The following is a 17,267-nucleotide window of genomic DNA, read 5'->3' as shown; positions in this document are numbered from 1 at the left end:
TTCGCGGAGCGCGCCGCGCTCAGGGCAGGACGACGACCTGCGAGGCGTAGGCCAGGCCGGCGCCGTACCCGATGAGCAGCGCCAGGCCCCCCGAGGGCGCCTGGCCCTCGGCGAGCATGCGGTGCATCGCCAGCGGCACGGAGGCCGCCGAGGTGTTGCCGGCCTGGGCGATGTCGCGCGCGATCGGCACGCCGGCGGGCAGCTGCAGCTGCTTGGCCATCGCGTCGATGATGCGCATGTTGGCCTGGTGGGGGATGAACGCCTGCAGCTGGTCGGCGGTGATGCCGGCGGCGTCGATCGCCTTCTGCGCGACCGGGGCCATGGCCCACACGGCCCAGCGGAAGACCGAGCGGCCCTCCTGCACCAGGTGCGGCCACACCTGCTCGTCGCTGGCGCGCACGTCCAGCCAGGAGTGCCGGCTCTTGATCGTCTCCCACTGCGCGCCGTCCGAGCCCCACACCGTCGGGCCGATGCCCGGGGTGTCCGAGGGCCCGACGACGACCGCGCCGGCGCCGTCCGCGAACAGGAACGCCGTGGAGCGGTCGGTGAGGTCGGTGAAGTCGGACAGCTTGTCGACCCCGACGACGAGGACGTGGCGGGCGGTGCCGCCGCGCACGAGGTCGTTGGCCTGCGCCAGGGCGTGGCAGAAGCCGGCGCAGCCGGCGGAGACGTCCCACGCGGCCGCCGGGGTGGCGCCGATGCGGTGCGTGAGGATCGCGGCGGCTGACGGCGTCTGGTACGGGTGGGAGACCGTGGCGACGATGACGGCGTCGATGTCGCTGGGGGCCAGCCCGGCGCGCTCGACCGCCTCGGCCGCGGCGACCTCGGACATGTCGACCACGGTGGTCTCGGGATCGGCCCAGCGGCGGGTCTCGATGCCGGTGCGCTGGCGGATCCACTCGTCGCTGGAGTCGATGTGCTGGCACACCTCCTCGTTGGTGACGACGCGCTCGGGGCGGTAGGCGCCGACGCCGAGCAGGCGCGCGTGCGGCGAGCCGGTCGCAGGGGTGATCGCGGGGGTGGTCGCAGGGGTGGTCGCGGTCATGCGGGGCTCCCGGGGTGGTGGGGGCTGGGCGCGCCGGTGCGCTGGGGTGCGGGGGCGCCGTGCCGGGCCAGCAGGTCCCGGGCGGCGTCCAGGTCGTCGGGGGTGCGCAGGGCCACGGCCTCCACGCCCGGCAGCGACCGCCGCGCCAGGCCCGTCAGGGTGCCGCCCGGCACCAGCTCCACGAGCCCCGTGACCCCGAGCCCGGCGAGGGTCTCCTGGCACAGGTCCCAGCGCACCGGGTTGGCCACCTGGGCGACCACGCGGCGCAGCACCTGCGCGCCGTCGGCCACGACCGCGCCGTCGGCGTTGGACAGCAGCAGCACGCGCGGGTCGGCGGGAGCGATCGCCGGTGCGTAGCGCTCCAGCACCTCCACGGCGGGTGCCATGTGCTCGGTGTGGAAGGCGCCGGCGACCTGCAGGGGGATCACGCGCGCGCGGGCCGGCGGGTCGGCCGCGAGCGCGGCCAGCTGCTCGAGCGTGCCGGCGGCGACGACCTGGCCCCCGCCGTTGCGGTTCGCCGCGGTCGCGCCGGCGCGGGCGACGGCCGCCTCGACCTCCTCCGGGTCGCCGCCGACGACGGCGCTCATGCCGGTGCGGGTGACCGCGGCCGCGGCGGCCATCGCCCGGCCGCGCTCGCGCACGAGCACGAGGGCCTGCTCGGGGGTCAGGACGCCGGCGACCACCGCCGCCGTGATCTCGCCCACCGAGTGCCCCGCGGTCGCGCTCACCGCGGTCGCGACGTCCTCGGGGGAGGGCAGCAGGGCGCGCAGGGCCACCAGGCCGCTCGCGACGAGCAGCGGCTGGGCCACGGCGGTGTCGCGGATGGTCGCGGCGTCCGAGGTCGTCCCGTGGGCGACCAGGTCGAGGCCGCAGACCGCGGACAGCCACTGCAGCTGGGAGCGCGCGCCGGGCAGCTCCAGCCACGGCGAGAGCATCCCCGGGGCCTGGGCGCCCTGGCCAGGGCAGACGACGACGAGCACGTCCTCCACCTTGCCCGCTGGCGCACGGGTGCTCCGATGATGACGTCCACGAAGCTCAGCGGTGATCTTTGGAGGAACCCGCCAAAGGACGAGCTGTCGGGTCCGCCGGTCGGGGTGCCCGCTCCGCCAGCGCCCCGACCGCCAGGCCCACCTGGAGCACGTACGCCTCCCGGGCGGAGGTGGCGTCCCAGCCGGTGACCTCCGCGATCCGGCGCAGGCGGTAGCGCACCGTGTTCGGATGCACGAAGAGCGTGCGCGCGGTGGCCTCCAGGCCCCGCCCGCACGCGAGGTAGGTGCGCAGCGTCTCCAGCAGCACCGGGGCGCCGGCGTGCAGCGGCGCGTGCACGCGGTCGGCCAGGGCGCGGCGCGCGCTGGCGTCGCCGGCGAGCACGCGCTCGGGCAGCAGGTCGTCGGCGGCCACGGGCCGCGGGGCCTCCGGCCACGCGCGCGCCGCCGTCATGCCCAGCAGCGCCGCCCGCGCCGAGCGGGAGGCCGCGGGCAGCCCCGGAGCGGGCGGGCCGAGCACGACCGGGCCGGGGCCGAAGCGGGGCGCCAGCGCCTCGGCGGCCGCGCGCGCGTCCTCCGCGCCGAGCACGACGAGCGCGCGCTCGCCCTGCAGCCCCACCAGGGCGTCGGTCGCTCCGGCCCGGGCGGCGGCGCGCAGCTCGGCCGCGACCTGCTCGGGCCCGCCCGGGGGCCGGTGGCCGACGACGACGACGACCTCCTGGCTGCCGCGCCAGCCCAGCGCCGTCACGCGGCCGGCCAGGGAGTCGTCGGCCTCCCCGCGCACGAGGGCGTCGACGACGAGGGCCTCCAGGCGCGCGTCCCACGCCCCCCGGGCCTCGGCGGCGCGCGCGTAGACCTCCGCGGCGCTGAAGGCGACCTCGCGCGAGTACCGCAGCACCGCCTCGCGCAGGTCCTGCCGGCGCTCGGGCGCCGCCAGGACCGGCACGTGGTCCTCGACGACGTCGACGACGACGCGCACCAGCTGCAGGGTCTGGTGCAGCGAGACCGCGCGGGTCAGCTCGCGCGGGGCCGTGCCGAAGACGTCGGCCGAGACCTCCGGGCGCCGCTCGGGCGAGCGGTACCAGGCGACGAACGCGGAGATGCCGGCCTGCGCGACCAGCCCCACCCACGAGCGCTCCTGCGGCCCCATCGCCGCGTACCAGGGCAGCGTCTCGTCGAGGCGCTCCAGCGCCGCGCCGGCCAGCTGGCCCACCCCGGCCTGCAGGCGGCGCAGCGCGTCCTCGTCCGGCCCGGCGCCGGGCGGCTGCGCTGACACGCCCGCCAGCCTAGGGCCGCCTTGTAGGGCCCCTACAACGCTCCGCGAGCGCCTGCCGCGCTCCCGGGCGGCCGCTCGCGGGGGCGGCCGGGCGCCGGCGGACGGCGCCGGGATGGTCCCGCGGCGCCCCGCAGGGTTAGTCTCGGGCTCCTCGGGGCGGACGGCGCCCGCCGACGGCGCAGGGACGGAAGGACCGCATGGGACTGCTGGATCGCCTGCGCAACCGCGCGGTCATCGCCCGCACGCAGGGCCTGCGCCCGGCCCTGAAGCCCCCGGTGGCCCTGGTGCCCAAGAGCCGCCGGGTGCCGGTGGACGCGGCGGAGGAGGTGCGGCTGCGCGAGCGCCTCGAGCACGACCCGAACGACGAGCAGGCCTTCCGGCGCCTGGCCGACATCGTGCGCCGCCGCGCGGCGGAGGGCCACGAGGGCGGTGACCCGCAGCGCGCCGCGGACGACGCGGTGTGGGCGCTGGCGGAGGAGACCGCGCGCAACGGCCGCGCCTGGTACGCCCTGGTGGAGCTGGGCCGCCTGTCGGTCCACGAGGACCGCGAGGGCGCGCTGCGGCGCCTGGGCACGGCCGCGGAGCGCGACCACAGCGGCCAGGCGCTCGCCGAGAGCCTCGCCGTGCTGCGCGAGGCCGGCCTGCCGGACGACGCCCTCGGCCTCGGCGTGGGGCACTGGCGCCCGCGCGAGCACGTGATCGACGCCGGCCGGCACCTGGTGCACGCCGCCGTGGAGGCGGGCCGGATCGCGGAGGCCCGCCGCCACCTGCAGGCCTTCGACCAGTTCCCCGACCAGCAGCGCGTGGCCGGGGTGCGCGCCGAGCTCGAGCGGGCCATCACCGAGGCCGACCAGCGCAAGGACCGCTTCAGCCGCTGACCGGCGGCCCCGCCCCCTGCCGTGATCTTGCACCTCCGGTCGCCGCGTCCCGGCGGAGGGACCCGCAGGCACGGACCGGACGTGCAAGATCACGACGAGGGGGTCAGCTCTCGCCGCCGGCGCTGCCGGTGGTGCCGGCCGTGACGTCGTCCAGGCGGTAGGTCTCGTACGCCTTGGCCGGCACGCCGGCGTCGACCTCGCCGCGGCGGGCGAGGACCTGCAGCGCCCGGTAGGCGATGCTCGGCCCGTCGACGTGGAAGTACCGCCGCACGGCCGGGCGGGTGTCGGACAACCCGAACCCGTCGGTGCCGAGGGAGACGTACTCCTGCGGCACGTACTGGCGGATCTGGTCGGGCACGGCCCGCATCCAGTCGCTGACCGCCACCACCGGGCCGGTCGCGTCGCCGAGGCGCTGGGCGACGAACGGCACGGGCGCCTCCTCGCCGGGGTGGTCGAACGCCCACTCGTCGCACGCGAGGCCGTCTCGGCGCAGCTCGTTCCAGGACGTCACGCTCCACACGTCGGCGTCCACGCCGAAGTCGCGGGACAGCAGGTCCCGCGCCTCCAGCGCCCACGGCACCGCCACGCCGGAGGCGAGCAGCTGCACGCGCGGGCGGCCCTCGCCGCCCTCGGCGGCGGCGACCCGGTGGATGCCGCGCAGGATCCCCTCGACGTCGACGTCCTCCGGCTCGGCCGGCTGGACCATCGGCTCGTTGTAGACCGTCAGGTAGTACATGACGTTCGGGTCGCGCCCGTCGGGCTCCACGGCGGCGCGCGCCGGGTCGTCGCTGTCGTACATGCGCGCCAGGCCGTCGCGCACGATGTGCCCGATCTCGTAGGCGTACGCCGGGTCGTAGGAGACCACCGCCGGGTTCGTCGACGCCAGCAGCAGCGAGTGCCCGTCGCCGTGCTGCAGGCCCTCGCCGGTCAGCGTGGTGCGCCCCGCGGTGGCGCCGAGCAGGAAGCCGCGGGTCATCTGGTCCCCCGCCAGCCACAGCTGGTCGCCGGTGCGCTGGAACCCGAACATCGAGTAGAAGATGTAGACCGGCAGCATCGGCTCGCCGTGCGTGGCGTAGGAGGTGCCGACCGCGGTGAACGCCGCCGCCGAGCCTGCCTCGTTGATCCCCAGGTGCAGGATCTGCCCGGACGTCGACTCCTTGTACGCGAGCATCAGGTCGCGGTCGACGGAGACGTAGTTCTGCCCGTGCGGGTTGTAGATCTTCGCGGTCGGGAAGAAGGAGTCCATCCCGAAGGTGCGGGCCTCGTCGGGGATGATCGGCACCACGCGGGGGCCGAACCCCTTGTCGCGCATGAGGTCCTTGAGCAGCCGCACGAACGCCATGGTCGTGGCGACCTGCTGCTTGCCCGAGCCCCGCTTGACCACCGAGTACGCCGACTCGCCCGGCAGCGTCATCGGCGCCGCCCCGCTCGTGCGCCGGCTGGGCACGTAGCCGCCCAGCTCGCGGCGGCGCTCCTGCAGGTAGCGGGTCTCCGGGGCGTCCTCGCCGGGGTGGTAGTACGGCGGGGCGTACGGGTCGGCGTCCAGCTGCTCGTCGCTGACGGGGATCCGCAGGCTGTCGCGCAGCAGGTGCAGGTCGTCGAGCGTGAGCTTCTTCATCTGGTGCGTGGCGTTGCGCCCGGCGAAGTGCGGGCCCAGGCCGTAGCCCTTGATGGTCTTGGCGAGGATCACGGTCGGCCTGCCGTCGCCCTGCACCGCGCGCGCGTAGGCCGCGTACACCTTGCGGTAGTCGTGCCCGCCGCGCTTGAGGTTCCAGACGTCCTGGTCCGACAGGTCCGCGACCAGCTCGCGGGTGCGCTCGTCGCGCCCGAAGAAGTTCTCCCGGATGTAGCCGCCGTCCTCGGCGCGGAAGGTCTGGTAGTCCCCGTCCGGGGTGCGGTTCATCAGCTGCACCAGGGCGCCGTCGGTGTCGGCGGCCAGCAGCGGGTCCCACTCGCGGCCCCAGACCACCTTGACGACGTTCCAGCCGGCGCCGCCGAAGAACGACTCCAGCTCCTGGATGATCTTCTGGTTGCCGCGCACGGGGCCGTCGAGGCGCTGCAGGTTGCAGTTGACGACGAAGACGAGGTTGTCCAGGCCCTCGTTGCCGGCCAGCTGCAGCAGGCCGCGGCTCTCCGGCTCGTCCATCTCGCCGTCGCCGAGGAACGCCCAGGTGCGCTGCCCGGAGGTGTCCTTGAGACCGCGCGCGTGCAGGTAGCGGTCGAACTGCGCCTGGTGGATGGCGTTGGCCGGGCCCAGGCCCATGGACACCGTCGGGAACTCCCAGAAGTCCTTCATCAGCCGCGGGTGCGGGTAGGAGGGCAGCCCGCCGCCGGGGGAGGACAGCTCCTGGCGGAACCCGTCGAGCCGGTCGGCGGACAGGCGGCCCTCGAGGAAGGCCCGCGCGTACACGCCGGGGGAGGCGTGGCCCTGGATGAAGACGTGGTCGCCGCCGCTGGGGTGCTCCTTGCCGCGGAAGAAGTGGTTGAAGCCGACCTCGTACAGCGTGGCCGACGAGGCGTAGGTGGAGATGTGGCCGCCGACCCCGACACCGGGGCGCTGCGCGCGGTGGACCATCACCGCGGCGTTCCACCGGATGTAGGCGCGGTAGCGGCGCTCGACGTCCTCGTCGCCGGGGAACTCGGGCTCGTCGTCGGGGGCGATCGTGTTGACGTAGTCGGTCGACAGCCGCCCCGACAGCGGCACGCCCGAGCTGCGGGCGTGCTCGTAGCTGCTGGCCAGCACGAACCGCGCGCGGTCGACGCCGCGCTCGGCGACCAGCCCGTCGACCGAGTCCAGCCACTCCCGGGTCTCCTCCGGGTCGGCGTCCGCCAGGTGCAGGGGGCCGCTCAGGCCCGAGCCCGTGCGCGCCGCCTCATCGCGTCCTGCCACGTTCGGCCTTCCTCACGTCGTCCTGCCGCGCGGCGGGTGGCGCCGCGGGGACCCCGTCCGCCGCGCCGGCCGGGTGGGCCTGCGCGGCGCGGACCGAGGTGACCCCATCCTGCCCCCGCGCGGCGCCCGAGTCACCACGCCCCCCGTCACCTCCGCACGCGCAGCGCGACCGGCCCGCGCCTAGCCTGCTCGGGTGAGGACGAGCGAGCTGTCGGTGCGCACGGGCGAGGAGCAGCGCGTGGTGGACCTGACCGACCGGTGCGCGGCGTTCCTGCGCGAGGCGGGTGCGCAGGACGGGCTGCTCAGCGTCTTCGTGCCCCACGCCACGGCCGGCGTCGCGGTGCTGGAGACCGGGGCCGGCTCGGACGACGACCTGCTGGCGGCCCTGGAGGAGCTGCTGCCCCGGCGCGGCCCGGGCGGTGCGGGCTGGCGCCACCGGCACGGCAGCCCCGGGCACGGCCGCGACCACGTGCTGCCCGCCCTCGTGCCGCCGTCCGCGGTGGTGCCGGTGCTCGGCGGCGCGATGGCCCTGGGCACGTGGCAGTCGGTGTGCCTGGTCGACACCAACGTCGACAACCCGGTGCGCACCGTGCGCCTGTCCTACCTCGAGGGCTGAGCCACCGCCGGCCGGGCCGCCACCTGAACCGTCGCCTGGGCCGTCGCCGGGACGCCGTCTCGCTCGCCGGCCCGCTCGCCGTCGGTCGCGGGCGGCGCGACGACGCGGTGCGCGCCGGTGTAGACGTTCAGGCGCGGGTCGCGCACGAACCCGGCGAGGGTCATCCCGGCGTCCGCGGCGAGCTCGACGGCCAGGGAGGACGGCGCGGAGACGGCGGAGAGCACCGGCACGCCCGCGGACCAGGCCTTCTGCGCCAGCTCGAAGGAGGCGCGGCCGCTGACCTGCAGCACGGTGCCGGTCAGGGGCCAGCCGCGCTCGCGGGCCGCGCGCCCGAGCACCTTGTCGACGGCGTTGTGGCGGCCGACGTCCTCGGCGACGGCGAGCAGGTCGCCGGTGGCGGTGAACAGGCCCGCGGCGTGCAGGCCGCCGGTGCGGTCGAAGACCCGCTGGGCGGCCCGCAGCCGCTCGGGCAGGCTCACGAGCAGCCCGGCGTCGACGCGCACGTCGTCGCCCGCCACGTCGTAGCGGGAGCGGCGGCGCACGGCGTCGATGCTGGCCGACCCGCACACGCCGCAGGCCGACGTCATGCCGAAGGTGCGGCGGCCCTCCAGGTCCGGCGGCGGCACGCCGGGGCGCAGGGCGACCTCCACGACGTTGAAGGTCGGCCGCCCGTCCTCGCCGAGGTCGGTGCAGTGCATCGCCGTCGCGACGTCGTCGGCGGAGGCCAGCAGGCCCTCGGTGAGCAGGAAGCCGACGGCGAGGTCGAGGTCGTCGCCCGGCGTGCGCATCGTGACGACGACCGCCTGCCCGCCGACGCGCACCTCCAGCGGCTCCTCGGCGGCCAGGGTGTCGGGGCGGCGCACGGCGACGCCCGTGGCGGTGTCCAGGCGCAGCACCGGCGCGCGCGAGGTGACCCGACCCATCCGCCCAGCGTACGCGCGGGGCAGCCGCTGGCGCGGCGGGCGCGGTACCGTCGCTCCCGACACGCCGCCCGCGCCCGCGAGCGGCGGCCGGTAGGAGAGCACCACAGGAGGACCAGGGTGAGCGCGACCGCGGGGCCCGCGGCCGACAGCGCCGCCGGTCGGCTCGGGGTCCGGGCCGGTCAGGCGGTGCAGGAGCTGGGCTACGACGACGACGTCGACCACGACCTCCGGGAGGCCGTCGAGGCCCTCACGGGCGGTGAGCTGCTGGACGAGGACGACCAGGAGGTCGTCGACGTCGTCCTGCTGTGGTGGCGCGAGGACGACGGCGACCTGGTCGACGCGCTGGTCGACGCGCAGGTCTCCCTGGCGGACGACGGGGTCGTCTGGCTGCTCACGCCGAAGGCCGGCCGCCCGGGCCACGTGCCGCCCTCGGACGTGCAGGAGGCCGCGCCGACGGCGGGCATGCACCTGACCAGCACCGTCAGCCCCTCCCGGGACTGGGTCGCCACCCGCATCGTCGGCGGGCGCACCCGCCGCTGAGGCGCTCCGCGCGCCGATCCCGGGAGTTCCGCGCACCGCCGGGCCCGCGGTGTGCTGTGCTGGGCAGGCGCCACGGCCGCCGCTGGGTCACCCCGGCGGCCGTGGCGGTCGCACCGCACCCGGGCCCGTAGCTCAGCTGGTAGAGCACCGCGCTTACACCGCGGACGTCGCCGGTTCGAACCCGGCCGGGCCCACGAGGGCCGCCCGGCGCGCCGGTAGCCTGCGCGGGTGAGCCCCGCCCCCACGGTCGCCGATGTCGTCGCCGTCCTGGAGCGGCTCTACCCGCCGCGGTGGGCGGCCGACTGGGACCGCGTGGGGCTGGTGTGCGGGGACCCGCGGGCGCCGGTGGAGCGGATCCTGCTCGCCGTCGACCCGACCGCCGACGTGGCCGCCGAGGCCGTCGCGGCGGGCGCCGACCTGCTGCTCGTGCACCACCCGCTGCTGCTGCGCGGGGTGCACTCGGTGGCGGCGGACACCCCCAAGGGCCGCGTCGTCCACGACCTCGTGCGCGCCGGCTGCGCCCTGTACGCCGCGCACACCAACGCCGACTCCGCCCGCCCGGGCGTCTCCGACGCCCTCGCCCGGGTGCTGGGGCTGACCGACCTCGTGCCGCTGTCCGCGGCGCCGTCGGAGCCGACCGACAAGCTCGTCGTCTTCCTCCCGCGCGAGGGCGCGGGCGCCCTGCTCGACGCCCTGGCCGCCGCCGGCGCGGGCGGCGTCGGGCAGTACGAGCGGGTGGCGTGGACGACGTCCGGCACCGGCACCTTCGTGCCCGGCCCCGGCGCCGACCCCGCCGTCGGGGAGGTCGGGCGCCGCGAGCAGGTGGCGGAGGAGCGCCTGGAGGTGGTGCTGCCGCGGGCGCGGCGGGAGGCGGTGCTGGCGGCGCTGCGCGCGGCGCACCCGTTCGAGGAGCCGGCCTTCGACGTCCTCGAGCTGGCGCCGTGGTCCGCCCCGCGCGGGCTGGGCCGGGTCGGGGTGCTCGAGCGGCCGGTGAGCCTGCGGGCGTTCGCGCAGGTGGTCGCCGACGCGCTGCCCGCCACGGCGGGCGGGGTGCGCGCCAGCGGGGACCCGGACGCGCTCGTGGAGCGGGTCGCCGTCTGCGGCGGCGCCGGTGACGGCCTGCTCGGTGCGGCTCGGGCCAGCGGCGCCGACGTCCTCGTCACCGCCGACCTGCGCCACCACCCGGCGTCCGAGGCCCGCGAGGCTGCCGGCGGCGGGCCGCCCTACCTCGTCGACGTCGCCCACTGGGCGAGCGAGTGGCCGTGGCTCAACGGCGCCGCGGAGCGCCTCTCGGCGGCGCTGGCCGAGCGGGGCGCGTCCGTGACGACGACGGTCAGCCAGCGCCGCACCGACCCGTGGACCTTCCACGTCGCCAGCACCGAGGGCCCCGTCCGGTGACCCGCACCGGCGCCGCGCCCGCCCACCGCCCAGGAGGCCCGACGTGACCACCGCCCCCGCGACCGACCAGCGCCGGCTGCTCGGCGTCCAGGCGCTCGACACGAGGCTGGCCCAGCTCGCGCACCGGCGCCGCGCCCTGCCCGAGCACGCCGCGCTGGCCGAGCTGGAGCAGCGGCGCGCCACCGTGCGCGACCGGCTCGTCGCGGCCCGCACCCTCGCCTCGGACGTGCAGCGCGAGCTGGTGCGCGCCGAGCAGGACGTGGAGCAGGTGCGCACCCGCGCCGCGCGCGACGCCGCGCGGCTGGCGGCGGGCACGGGCACCGCCAAGGACCTGCAGGCGCTGGTGAAGGACTCCGAGGCGCTCGCGCGGCGCCAGAGCGACCTCGAGGACGTGGAGCTGGAGGTCATGGAGCGCCTGGAGCAGGCGCAGGCGGCCGCGGCCGACCTGGAGCAGCAGGCCGCGCAGCTGGAGGCGGAGCGCACCCGCCTCGTCGCCGCGCGCGACACGGCGACCACCGCGATCGACGCGGAGGCCGAGCAGCTGCGCCTGCAGCGCGCCGGCGCGGTGCAGGGCCTGGACGCCGGGCTGGTCGCGCTCTACGAGCGCGTGCGCGAGAGCTCGGGCGGGCTGGGTGCGGCCCCGCTGCAGGGAGACCGCTGCGGCGGGTGCCGGCTGCAGCTGAACCCGGTCGAGCTCACCCGGATCCGGAGGGCTGAGCGCGACGAGGTCGTGCGCTGCGAGGAGTGCGGCCGCATCCTCGTCCGCGTGCCCGAGGGCGCGGAGGGTCGGGCGTGAGCGCCGGTGGGCGGCGCCTCGTCGTCGAGGCGGACGGCGGCTCGCGCGGCAACCCCGGGCCCGCCGGCTACGGCGCGCTGGTGCGCGACGCGGAGACCGGGCAGGTCCTCGCCGAGCACGCCGCGGCGATCGGGACGGCCACCAACAACGTCGCCGAGTACTCCGGGCTGCTCGCGGGCCTGCGCGCCGCGGCGGAGATCGACCCGCAGGCGCAGGTGGAGGTGCGCATGGACAGCCGCCTGGTGGTCGAGCAGATGTCGGGGCGCTGGCAGGTCAAGCACGAGGACATGCGCCGCCTCGTCCGCGAGGCGCGCGGCGTCCTGCCGGCGGGGCGCGTGACGTACGCCTGGGTGCCGAGGGCGCGCAACGAGGACGCCGACCGGCTGGCGAACGAGGCCATGGACGCCGCGGCGCAGGGGCGCCCGTGGCAGCGCCGCGGCGGTGCCGGCTCCGCGTCCGGCTCCTCGTCCGGCTCCTCCGCCGGTTCCTCCGCCGGTTCCTCGGAGCCGTCCGGCGGGGATGCCGAGGGCGAGGACGCCTCCGGGTTCGAGGCGCTCGCCGCGCAGGCGGTGGCGGCGGAGGTGATGCCGCCGCGCGGGCTCGCGCCCGAGCCCGGCCAGGAGCCGGCGGAGGAGCCGGACGCCCGCGCTCCCGGTGCGGGGGAGCGGCTGCGCTACCGCGTGCTCACGGGACCGGACGACCGGGCCTTCTGCGAGCGGGTGAGCCGGGCGCTGGCCGAGGGCTACCAGCTGCACGGGAGCCCGGCGGTGGCCTTCGACGGCCAGCGCGTGGTCGTCGCGCAGGCGCTCGTCCTGCCGTAGCGGCCCCAGCGCAGGCCCCAGCGCAGGGCTCGGCGCAGCCCCAGCCCGAGGCTCAGCCCGCGGCCTCGAGCAGGGCGGCGGTGACCTCGGCGGGGCGCTCCAGCGGAGTGGCGTGCCCCGCGCCGTCCAGGACGACCGCCCGCCCGCGGGGCACGCGGTCGGCGATCAGGTGCGCCCTCGACGGGGGGCAGATGCGGTCCGCGCCGCCCGCGACGGCGGTGACGGGAACCGGCACGGCGGGCAGCAGGGGCCGCAGGTCGGCGCCGAGGACGCCGCGGGCGCAGGCCCACCGCGTCGGCAGCGGGCACGCGGACCAGCGGCGCCTCACCGCGTCGACCACCTCGGGTGCGGCGCCGGGGCCGACGATCTGCAGCCGCACCAGCAGGCGCCCGCTGGCCCGGGCGTCCAGCAGGGCCGGGGTCAGCGGGCTGGCCCCGAAGGCGATGGTGCCGACCTCCGGCGGGCGCCGGAACTGCGGCGGCGCGGCGACCGTCACCAGGGCCCGCACGCGCTCGGCGGCCCGCGCGGGGTCGCGGGCGGCGAGGGCGAGGGCCGCCGTCCCCCCGAGGGAGTGACCGCCCAGCACGGCGTCGCGCAGGTCCAGGTGCTCCAGCACCGCCTGGACGGCGTCGGCGAGCCGGCCCACGTCGAGGCGGCCTCTCCCGCGCGAGGAGCGGCCGTGCCCGGGCAGGTCAAGCGCGAGGACCCGGCGGCCGGCGGCCAGCAGGCCCGGCACCACCGGCAGCCAGTCCCCGTGGGTCGCGGTGTACCCGTGGGCGAGCACCACGGGCCTGCCGCGGGCCTGGCCCCACTCCACGACGTGGAGCGAGGCGCCGCCGGTGGTGGGCACCCGGTGGACGGCGCGAGGTGCCGGCACCCGCGCCGCGGCCCCGTCCTCGTCCTCGCGGCCGGGGTCCCGGGTGACGGCCACGGACCGGCCGGTCACGGCAGCGGCAGCAGCGGCGGCGGCGGTGGCGGTGAGCGCAGGGGTCCTGGGGAGCACGTCGAGCACCTCCGGAAGCGTCGGGTGCGCCACGCTTACCCCGTCGGGGCCGCGCGCACCGCCATGGGGCTCGATGCGCTCGACGCTCGTCGCCATGGGGCTGCGTGCGGCGACACGCCGCAGCAGCGCACCGGAACCCCATGATCGACGCGCGCAGGGCGCCTAGGAGCGCAGGGAGTGCGGCCGGGAGAGCGGATCAGTCGCGGACGACGACGTCCAGGGTGCGCGAACGGCCGGGAACGGCGGGGGAGAGCTCGCAGGCGAAGGCCTCGGCGACGGCGCGCGCCAGCCGCTCGGCGTCCTTCGGCGCCGCGCCGCGGCGGGTGAGCAGGTGCCGCGCCACGAGCCCGCGCGCGTGCTTGGCCCCGTGGGAGACGACGCTGCGCCGCCCGTCCTGCTCGCGCAGCACCCGCACCGCGACCACGCGCTCGGCGAGCGCCCGCGGCGGTCGCCAGGCGGCGGCGTAGGCGGCGGATCGGCAGTCCACGACGACCTGCTCCGCCTCCGCGGCCATCGCGTCGAGCACGGGCGTCAGGTGCTCGCGCCAGAAGGCCGCGAGCGGGCCGGTGCCGGGCAGGTCGACGTCCATCGCCAGGCGGTAGGCGGGCACCCGGTCACCCGGGGCGAGCAGGCCGTGGGCCGCGGAGAGCACCCGCACCGACGCCGCCGCCCGGGCCGCCGCCCCGCGGGGCAGGCCGCGCAGGTCGAGCGCGTCGTAGAGGACGCCGGAGTACAGGCGGCGCACGTCCTGGGCCGGTTCGGTGCGCCAGCGGGTGTTGCGCTGGACCTCCGCGACCAGCGAGGCGCCGGTGCCGAGCACCTGCGCGGCGTCGCAGGAGGCGCTGGCCTCCTCCAGCGCCGTGAGCACCTGCTCGCGCGCCGGGGTGAGCTCGGGGTGGTGCAGCGAGGCGAGGTCGAGCGCCGCTCCCCGCGTCGCCGGGGTCTTGCGCTCGGACGGCGGCAGCAGGACGATCACGGCGTCCGAGCCTAGGACGAGCACTAGACTCGCCGGTGCGGACGAGTCAGCCGGGCGGCCGCGTCAGGCGCGTCGCGAGGCGCGACCTGCCGAGGAACGTCCGGGCTCCGCAGGGCGGGGTGGTGGGCAACACCCACCCGGGGCGACCCGCGGGACAGTGCCACAGAGAACAGACCGCCTCGCGACCTCCTCCGGGAGGTCGTGCGGCAAGGGTGAAACGGTGGTGCAAGAGACCACCAGCACCCCCGGTGACGGGGGTGGCTCGGCAAACCCCACCCGGAGCAAGGCCAGACAGGGAGCGCTCGAGGGCTGCCCGCCCGAGCTCCCGGGTAGGCCGCTACGGCGGCCGGACCACGGGCGCGAGCCCGGGGCCCGGCCGCGCGAGGACGTCGGCGACGGCGTCCCGAGATGGATGGCCGCCACCCGCGGCCGGGCGACCGGCCGCGGGGACAGGACCCGGCGTACAGGCTGACTCGTCCGCACCACCCCGCTCCGCCGGCGGACCGACCCGCCAGGCGGGTGACCGGCCCCCTCGGGTGCTTGTCGCCCCGCACCGCGCTCGCCACCCTGACCAGGTGACCGACGACCGAGACGACGCGCTGCGCAGGCGGGTCGTCGTCCCCGCCGCGGACGACGCCCGGGAGGGAGCGCGGCTGGCCCTGGTCGCCGTGCCGGCGGCTGCGGTTCCCGTCGAGGCGGTCGGGGCGCTGCCACCGCGCTGATCCGCTCCGGCACGGGCACAAGCACGGGCACGCGCGCGCGCTCGTCGCCGGCGTCCGGCTCAGCCGCTCCCGTGCCGCGCGAGCAGCCCCCGCACGCTCGGGGGCACCGGCACGGACGCCGGCACCTCGGGGTTGGGCGCGGGGGTCCCGGCGCGCAGCGCGAGCGGGACGACGCCCGCCCACGCGGCCCGGTCCTCGCCGTCGTCGTCCGCGGCGCTCGCCCCCGCGGCGCGCACCTTGACGCTCGCCTCGGCCAGCGGCACGCGCAGCACCAGCGTGGCGGCGCGCTCGCGGGGGCTCGCGGGCCGCACCTCGGACCAGCGGCCGGGCAGCAGGTGCTCGGAGAGGACGAGCAGCGCCCGCTCCTGCTCCTCGCCGCGCAGGACCTCCGCACGCCCGAGCACGAGGGCGCTGCGGTAGTTCATCGAGCTGTCGAACAGCGACCGGGCGACGACGAGGCCGTCGAGGAGCGTCACCGACACCGCCAGCGGCGCTCCGGCGGCGGCCTCGCGCAGGAGCCCGCCGCCGGTGGAGCCGTGCAGCAGCAGCGCGTCGCCGTCGCGGGCGCAGCCGAGCGGCAGCACGACGGGCCCGCCGTCGCGCACCACGGCGACGTGCGCGACGAGCGCCTCGTCGAGCAGGGCGTGCAGCGCGGCGCGGTCGGTGACCTGGCGCTGCGCGAGCCGGGTGACGCGGGTGCGGTCGGTGAGGGGGAGGGGTTCCACGGCGGAGATCCTCGGTGCCACAGTGGACCGCGCGACAGGGCCACTGCCGCGCCGATCCGCCAGACCACTCCGAGGCCGAGGAGGAGGGCGTGCGACCCGCCGCCGACCTGGACCTGCCGCTCGCGCTCGACCGCTCGACCGCCGTTCCGCTGCACCTGCAGCTCGCGGCCGGGCTGCGGGAGGCGGCCTCGACCGGGCTGCTGCCGCCGGGGAGCCGGATGCCCCCGACGCGGCTGCTCGCGCGGCGCCTCGGCGTCGCCCGCAGCACGGTGGTCGCCGCCTACGAGCAGCTGGACGGCGAGGGACACCTGCAGGCCCGCCACGGGTCCGGCACCTACCTCACCGCCTCCTCACCCGCGCCGTCCGCCCCGTCCCTGCTGCCCTCGCCGTCCGCGCCGCCTGTGCCGCCTGTGCCGCCTGTGCCCTCTGCGCGATCCGGCACGGCGACCGCGCCCTCGAGCCCGCCGGCCGCTGCACCGCGCCCGCCCGCCGTCCTCGACCTGCGCCCGGGCCAGCCCGGCACCGCCCGCCTCGCCGACCCGGCGTGGCAGCGGGCCTGGCGCGCCGCCACCGCCGCCGCCCCGCCGACGTGGGAGCCGCCGTCCCTGGGCCTGCCGCGCCTGCGCGAGGAGGTGGCCGCGCACCTGCGCGCCGCCCGCGGCCTGGCCGCCGACCCCGACGACGTGGTCGTCACGGCCGGCACGAGCGAGGCGCTGTCCCTGCTGGCGTGGGCGCTGCCGCTGCGCGGGGAGTCCGTCGCCGTCGAGGACCCAGGCCACCCCGCGGCCCGCCGCTCGCTCGTCCGCCACGGGGCCGCGCTGGTGCCGGTGCCGGTCGACGACGACGGGCTGGTCGTCGACGCCCTGCCCACCGGCCGCGGCGCCCCGCGCGCGGTGCTGACCACCCCGAGCCACCAGTACCCGCTCGGCGGGCGGATGCCGGTCGCGCGCCGCCTGGCGCTGCTGGCGTGGGCCGAGCGCTGCGACGCCGTGGTGGTGGAGGACGACTACGACAGCGAGTTCCGCTTCGACGTCGCCCCGCTGCCGGCCCTGGCCGGTCTGGACCGCGCCGGCCGCACCGTGCACGTGGGGACCTTCTCCAAGGTCCTCACCCCGTGGCTGCGGATCGGGTACCTCGTCGCCCCGCCGTGGCTGCGGCCGGCGCTGCGGGACGCGCGCACCGACCTCGGCACGGTCGTCAGCGGCGTCGACCAGCAGGCGCTCGCGGCGTACCTGGCGGCCGGCGGGCTGCGGCGCCACGTCGCGCGCTGCCGCCGCGACCACGCCCGCACGCGCGCGCACCTGACCCGGCGCCTGGCGCAGCAGGCGCCGGGCGTGCGGCTGCGCGGCCTGGACGGCGGGCTGCACGCCGTCCTCGAGCTGCCGCCCGGCGCCCGTGCGGCCCGGGTGGTCGCGCGGGCGGGAGCCGCCGGCCTGCGGGTGGCGGACCTCGACGAGTACCGCGTGCGGCCGCTGCCGCAGGGCGCCGCGGCGGCGCAGGGCGTCGTCCTCGGCTACGGCAGCGCCACCGCGGCCGACGTCGACCGGGCGGTCGCCGTCCTGGCGCACGCGGTGCGGGCCGAGGCGGTGCAGGTGGAGGCGGTGCAGGCCGAGGCGGTGCGGGCCGGAGCGGTGCGAGCGGAGCCGGGCGCCTGAGGCGCCCCCGGCGGGGT

16 protein-coding genes, 1 tRNA gene and 1 other RNA gene are annotated in these 17,267 nt (G+C 77.9%); 10 read left to right on the top strand and 8 right to left on the bottom strand.

Annotated elements, in window-relative coordinates; translation table 11 throughout:
• Positions 1-19 precede the first annotated feature (19 nt).
• The 3 genes from BLS82_RS00510 to BLS82_RS00500 are packed head-to-tail and all read right to left on the bottom strand — an operon-like array spanning position 20 to position 3,307.
• Entirely contained in the window at positions 20-1,045 is a 1,026-nt protein-coding gene (locus BLS82_RS00510; RefSeq protein ID WP_092860686.1) for a beta-ketoacyl-ACP synthase III, read from the bottom strand.
• Positions 1,042-2,034 carry an ACP S-malonyltransferase gene (locus BLS82_RS00505; RefSeq protein WP_255378016.1) on the bottom strand — a complete coding sequence of 331 codons (993 nt, stop codon included), beginning with the start codon at positions 2,032-2,034 and terminating at the stop codon, positions 1,042-1,044. Before BLS82_RS00505 ends, BLS82_RS00510 begins: the two co-directional genes overlap by 4 nt.
• Positions 2,035-2,080: 46 nt before the next feature.
• Positions 2,081-3,307, bottom strand: a complete 1,227-nt coding sequence (locus BLS82_RS00500) for a PucR family transcriptional regulator (RefSeq protein WP_218123401.1) — start codon at positions 3,305-3,307, stop codon at positions 2,081-2,083.
• 197 nt (positions 3,308-3,504) lie between these two features.
• On the opposite strand from BLS82_RS00500, the gene BLS82_RS00495 reads away from it, so the two are divergent.
• Positions 3,505-4,185 carry a hypothetical protein gene (locus BLS82_RS00495; protein WP_218123400.1) on the top strand — a complete coding sequence of 227 codons (681 nt, stop codon included), beginning with the start codon at positions 3,505-3,507 and terminating at the stop codon, positions 4,183-4,185.
• 103 nt (positions 4,186-4,288) lie between these two features.
• Here the strand turns inward: BLS82_RS00495 and aceE are convergent, their stop codons facing one another.
• A complete protein-coding gene (aceE, locus tag BLS82_RS00490) occupies positions 4,289-7,075 on the bottom strand; it encodes a pyruvate dehydrogenase (acetyl-transferring), homodimeric type (protein WP_092860684.1) in 2,787 nt (928 codons plus the stop codon).
• A gap of 193 nt (positions 7,076-7,268) precedes the next feature.
• Here aceE and BLS82_RS00485 point away from each other — a divergent pair, with 193 nt between their 5' ends.
• Positions 7,269-7,691: a YjbQ family protein gene (locus BLS82_RS00485; protein WP_092860682.1), complete on the top strand. Its 423-nt coding sequence runs from the start codon at positions 7,269-7,271 to the stop codon at positions 7,689-7,691.
• On the opposite strand, the gene fdhD is transcribed toward BLS82_RS00485, so the two are convergent.
• Positions 7,676-8,614 carry a formate dehydrogenase accessory sulfurtransferase FdhD gene (fdhD, locus tag BLS82_RS00480; RefSeq protein ID WP_092860680.1) on the bottom strand — a complete coding sequence of 313 codons (939 nt, stop codon included), beginning with the start codon at positions 8,612-8,614 and terminating at the stop codon, positions 7,676-7,678. The genes BLS82_RS00485 and fdhD overlap by 16 nt on opposite strands.
• Before the next feature lie 117 nt (positions 8,615-8,731).
• Between fdhD and BLS82_RS00475 the strand changes: the two genes are divergently transcribed.
• The 5 genes from BLS82_RS00475 (at position 8,732) to BLS82_RS16180 (ending at position 12,169) form a co-directional block, all read left to right on the top strand.
• Complete coding sequence (locus BLS82_RS00475; RefSeq protein WP_092860679.1) at positions 8,732-9,154, top strand: DUF3052 domain-containing protein; 423 nt, start codon at positions 8,732-8,734, stop codon at positions 9,152-9,154.
• 121 nt (positions 9,155-9,275) lie between these two features.
• Positions 9,276-9,348, top strand: a tRNA-Val gene (locus BLS82_RS00470).
• Between the two features lie 34 nt (positions 9,349-9,382).
• Positions 9,383-10,552 carry a Nif3-like dinuclear metal center hexameric protein gene (locus tag BLS82_RS00465; protein ID WP_092860677.1) on the top strand — a complete coding sequence of 390 codons (1,170 nt, stop codon included), beginning with the start codon at positions 9,383-9,385 and terminating at the stop codon, positions 10,550-10,552.
• A gap of 43 nt (positions 10,553-10,595) precedes the next feature.
• Positions 10,596-11,348: a zinc ribbon domain-containing protein gene (locus tag BLS82_RS00460; protein ID WP_092860675.1), complete on the top strand. Its 753-nt coding sequence runs from the start codon at positions 10,596-10,598 to the stop codon at positions 11,346-11,348.
• Positions 11,345-12,169 (top strand): DUF1737 domain-containing protein, encoded by an 825-nt coding sequence (locus BLS82_RS16180; protein ID WP_143028687.1) that lies wholly within the window; start codon positions 11,345-11,347, stop codon positions 12,167-12,169. The genes BLS82_RS00460 and BLS82_RS16180 overlap by 4 nt, the downstream gene beginning before the upstream one ends.
• Positions 12,170-12,221: 52 nt before the next feature.
• On the opposite strand, the gene BLS82_RS00445 is transcribed toward BLS82_RS16180, so the two are convergent.
• Together BLS82_RS00445 and BLS82_RS00440 are read right to left on the bottom strand one after the other, a co-directional pair.
• On the bottom strand, positions 12,222-13,172 hold the full coding sequence (locus BLS82_RS00445; protein WP_143028686.1) for an alpha/beta fold hydrolase: 951 nt from the start codon (positions 13,170-13,172) through the stop codon (positions 12,222-12,224).
• A gap of 196 nt (positions 13,173-13,368) precedes the next feature.
• Positions 13,369-14,148, bottom strand: a complete 780-nt coding sequence (locus tag BLS82_RS00440; RefSeq protein WP_092862408.1) for a YaaA family protein — start codon at positions 14,146-14,148, stop codon at positions 13,369-13,371.
• Between the two features lie 42 nt (positions 14,149-14,190).
• On the opposite strand from BLS82_RS00440, the gene rnpB reads away from it, so the two are divergent.
• An RNA gene (gene rnpB, locus BLS82_RS00435) (RNase P RNA component class A) lies at positions 14,191-14,628 on the top strand.
• Between the two features lie 95 nt (positions 14,629-14,723).
• Positions 14,724-14,870, top strand: coding sequence for a hypothetical protein (locus BLS82_RS15470; protein WP_176818854.1), 147 nt, complete (start codon positions 14,724-14,726; stop codon positions 14,868-14,870).
• A 59-nt stretch (positions 14,871-14,929) separates the two neighbouring features.
• Here the strand turns inward: BLS82_RS15470 and BLS82_RS00430 are convergent, their stop codons facing one another.
• On the bottom strand, positions 14,930-15,595 hold the full coding sequence (locus tag BLS82_RS00430) for a pyridoxamine 5'-phosphate oxidase family protein (protein WP_092860669.1): 666 nt from the start codon (positions 15,593-15,595) through the stop codon (positions 14,930-14,932).
• Between the two features lie 89 nt (positions 15,596-15,684).
• Here BLS82_RS00430 and BLS82_RS00425 point away from each other — a divergent pair, with 89 nt between their 5' ends.
• Complete coding sequence (locus BLS82_RS00425) at positions 15,685-17,250, top strand: MocR-like pyridoxine biosynthesis transcription factor PdxR (RefSeq protein WP_218123399.1); 1,566 nt, start codon at positions 15,685-15,687, stop codon at positions 17,248-17,250.
• Positions 17,251-17,267: the final 17 nt, after the last annotated feature.

The organism is Quadrisphaera sp. DSM 44207 (genome assembly GCF_900101335.1).
Taxonomy (GTDB): Bacteria; Actinomycetota; Actinomycetes; order Actinomycetales; family Quadrisphaeraceae; genus DSM-44207.
The sequence above is the reverse complement of the archived record's forward strand: the minus strand, read 5'-3'. Positions and strand labels throughout refer to the sequence as shown.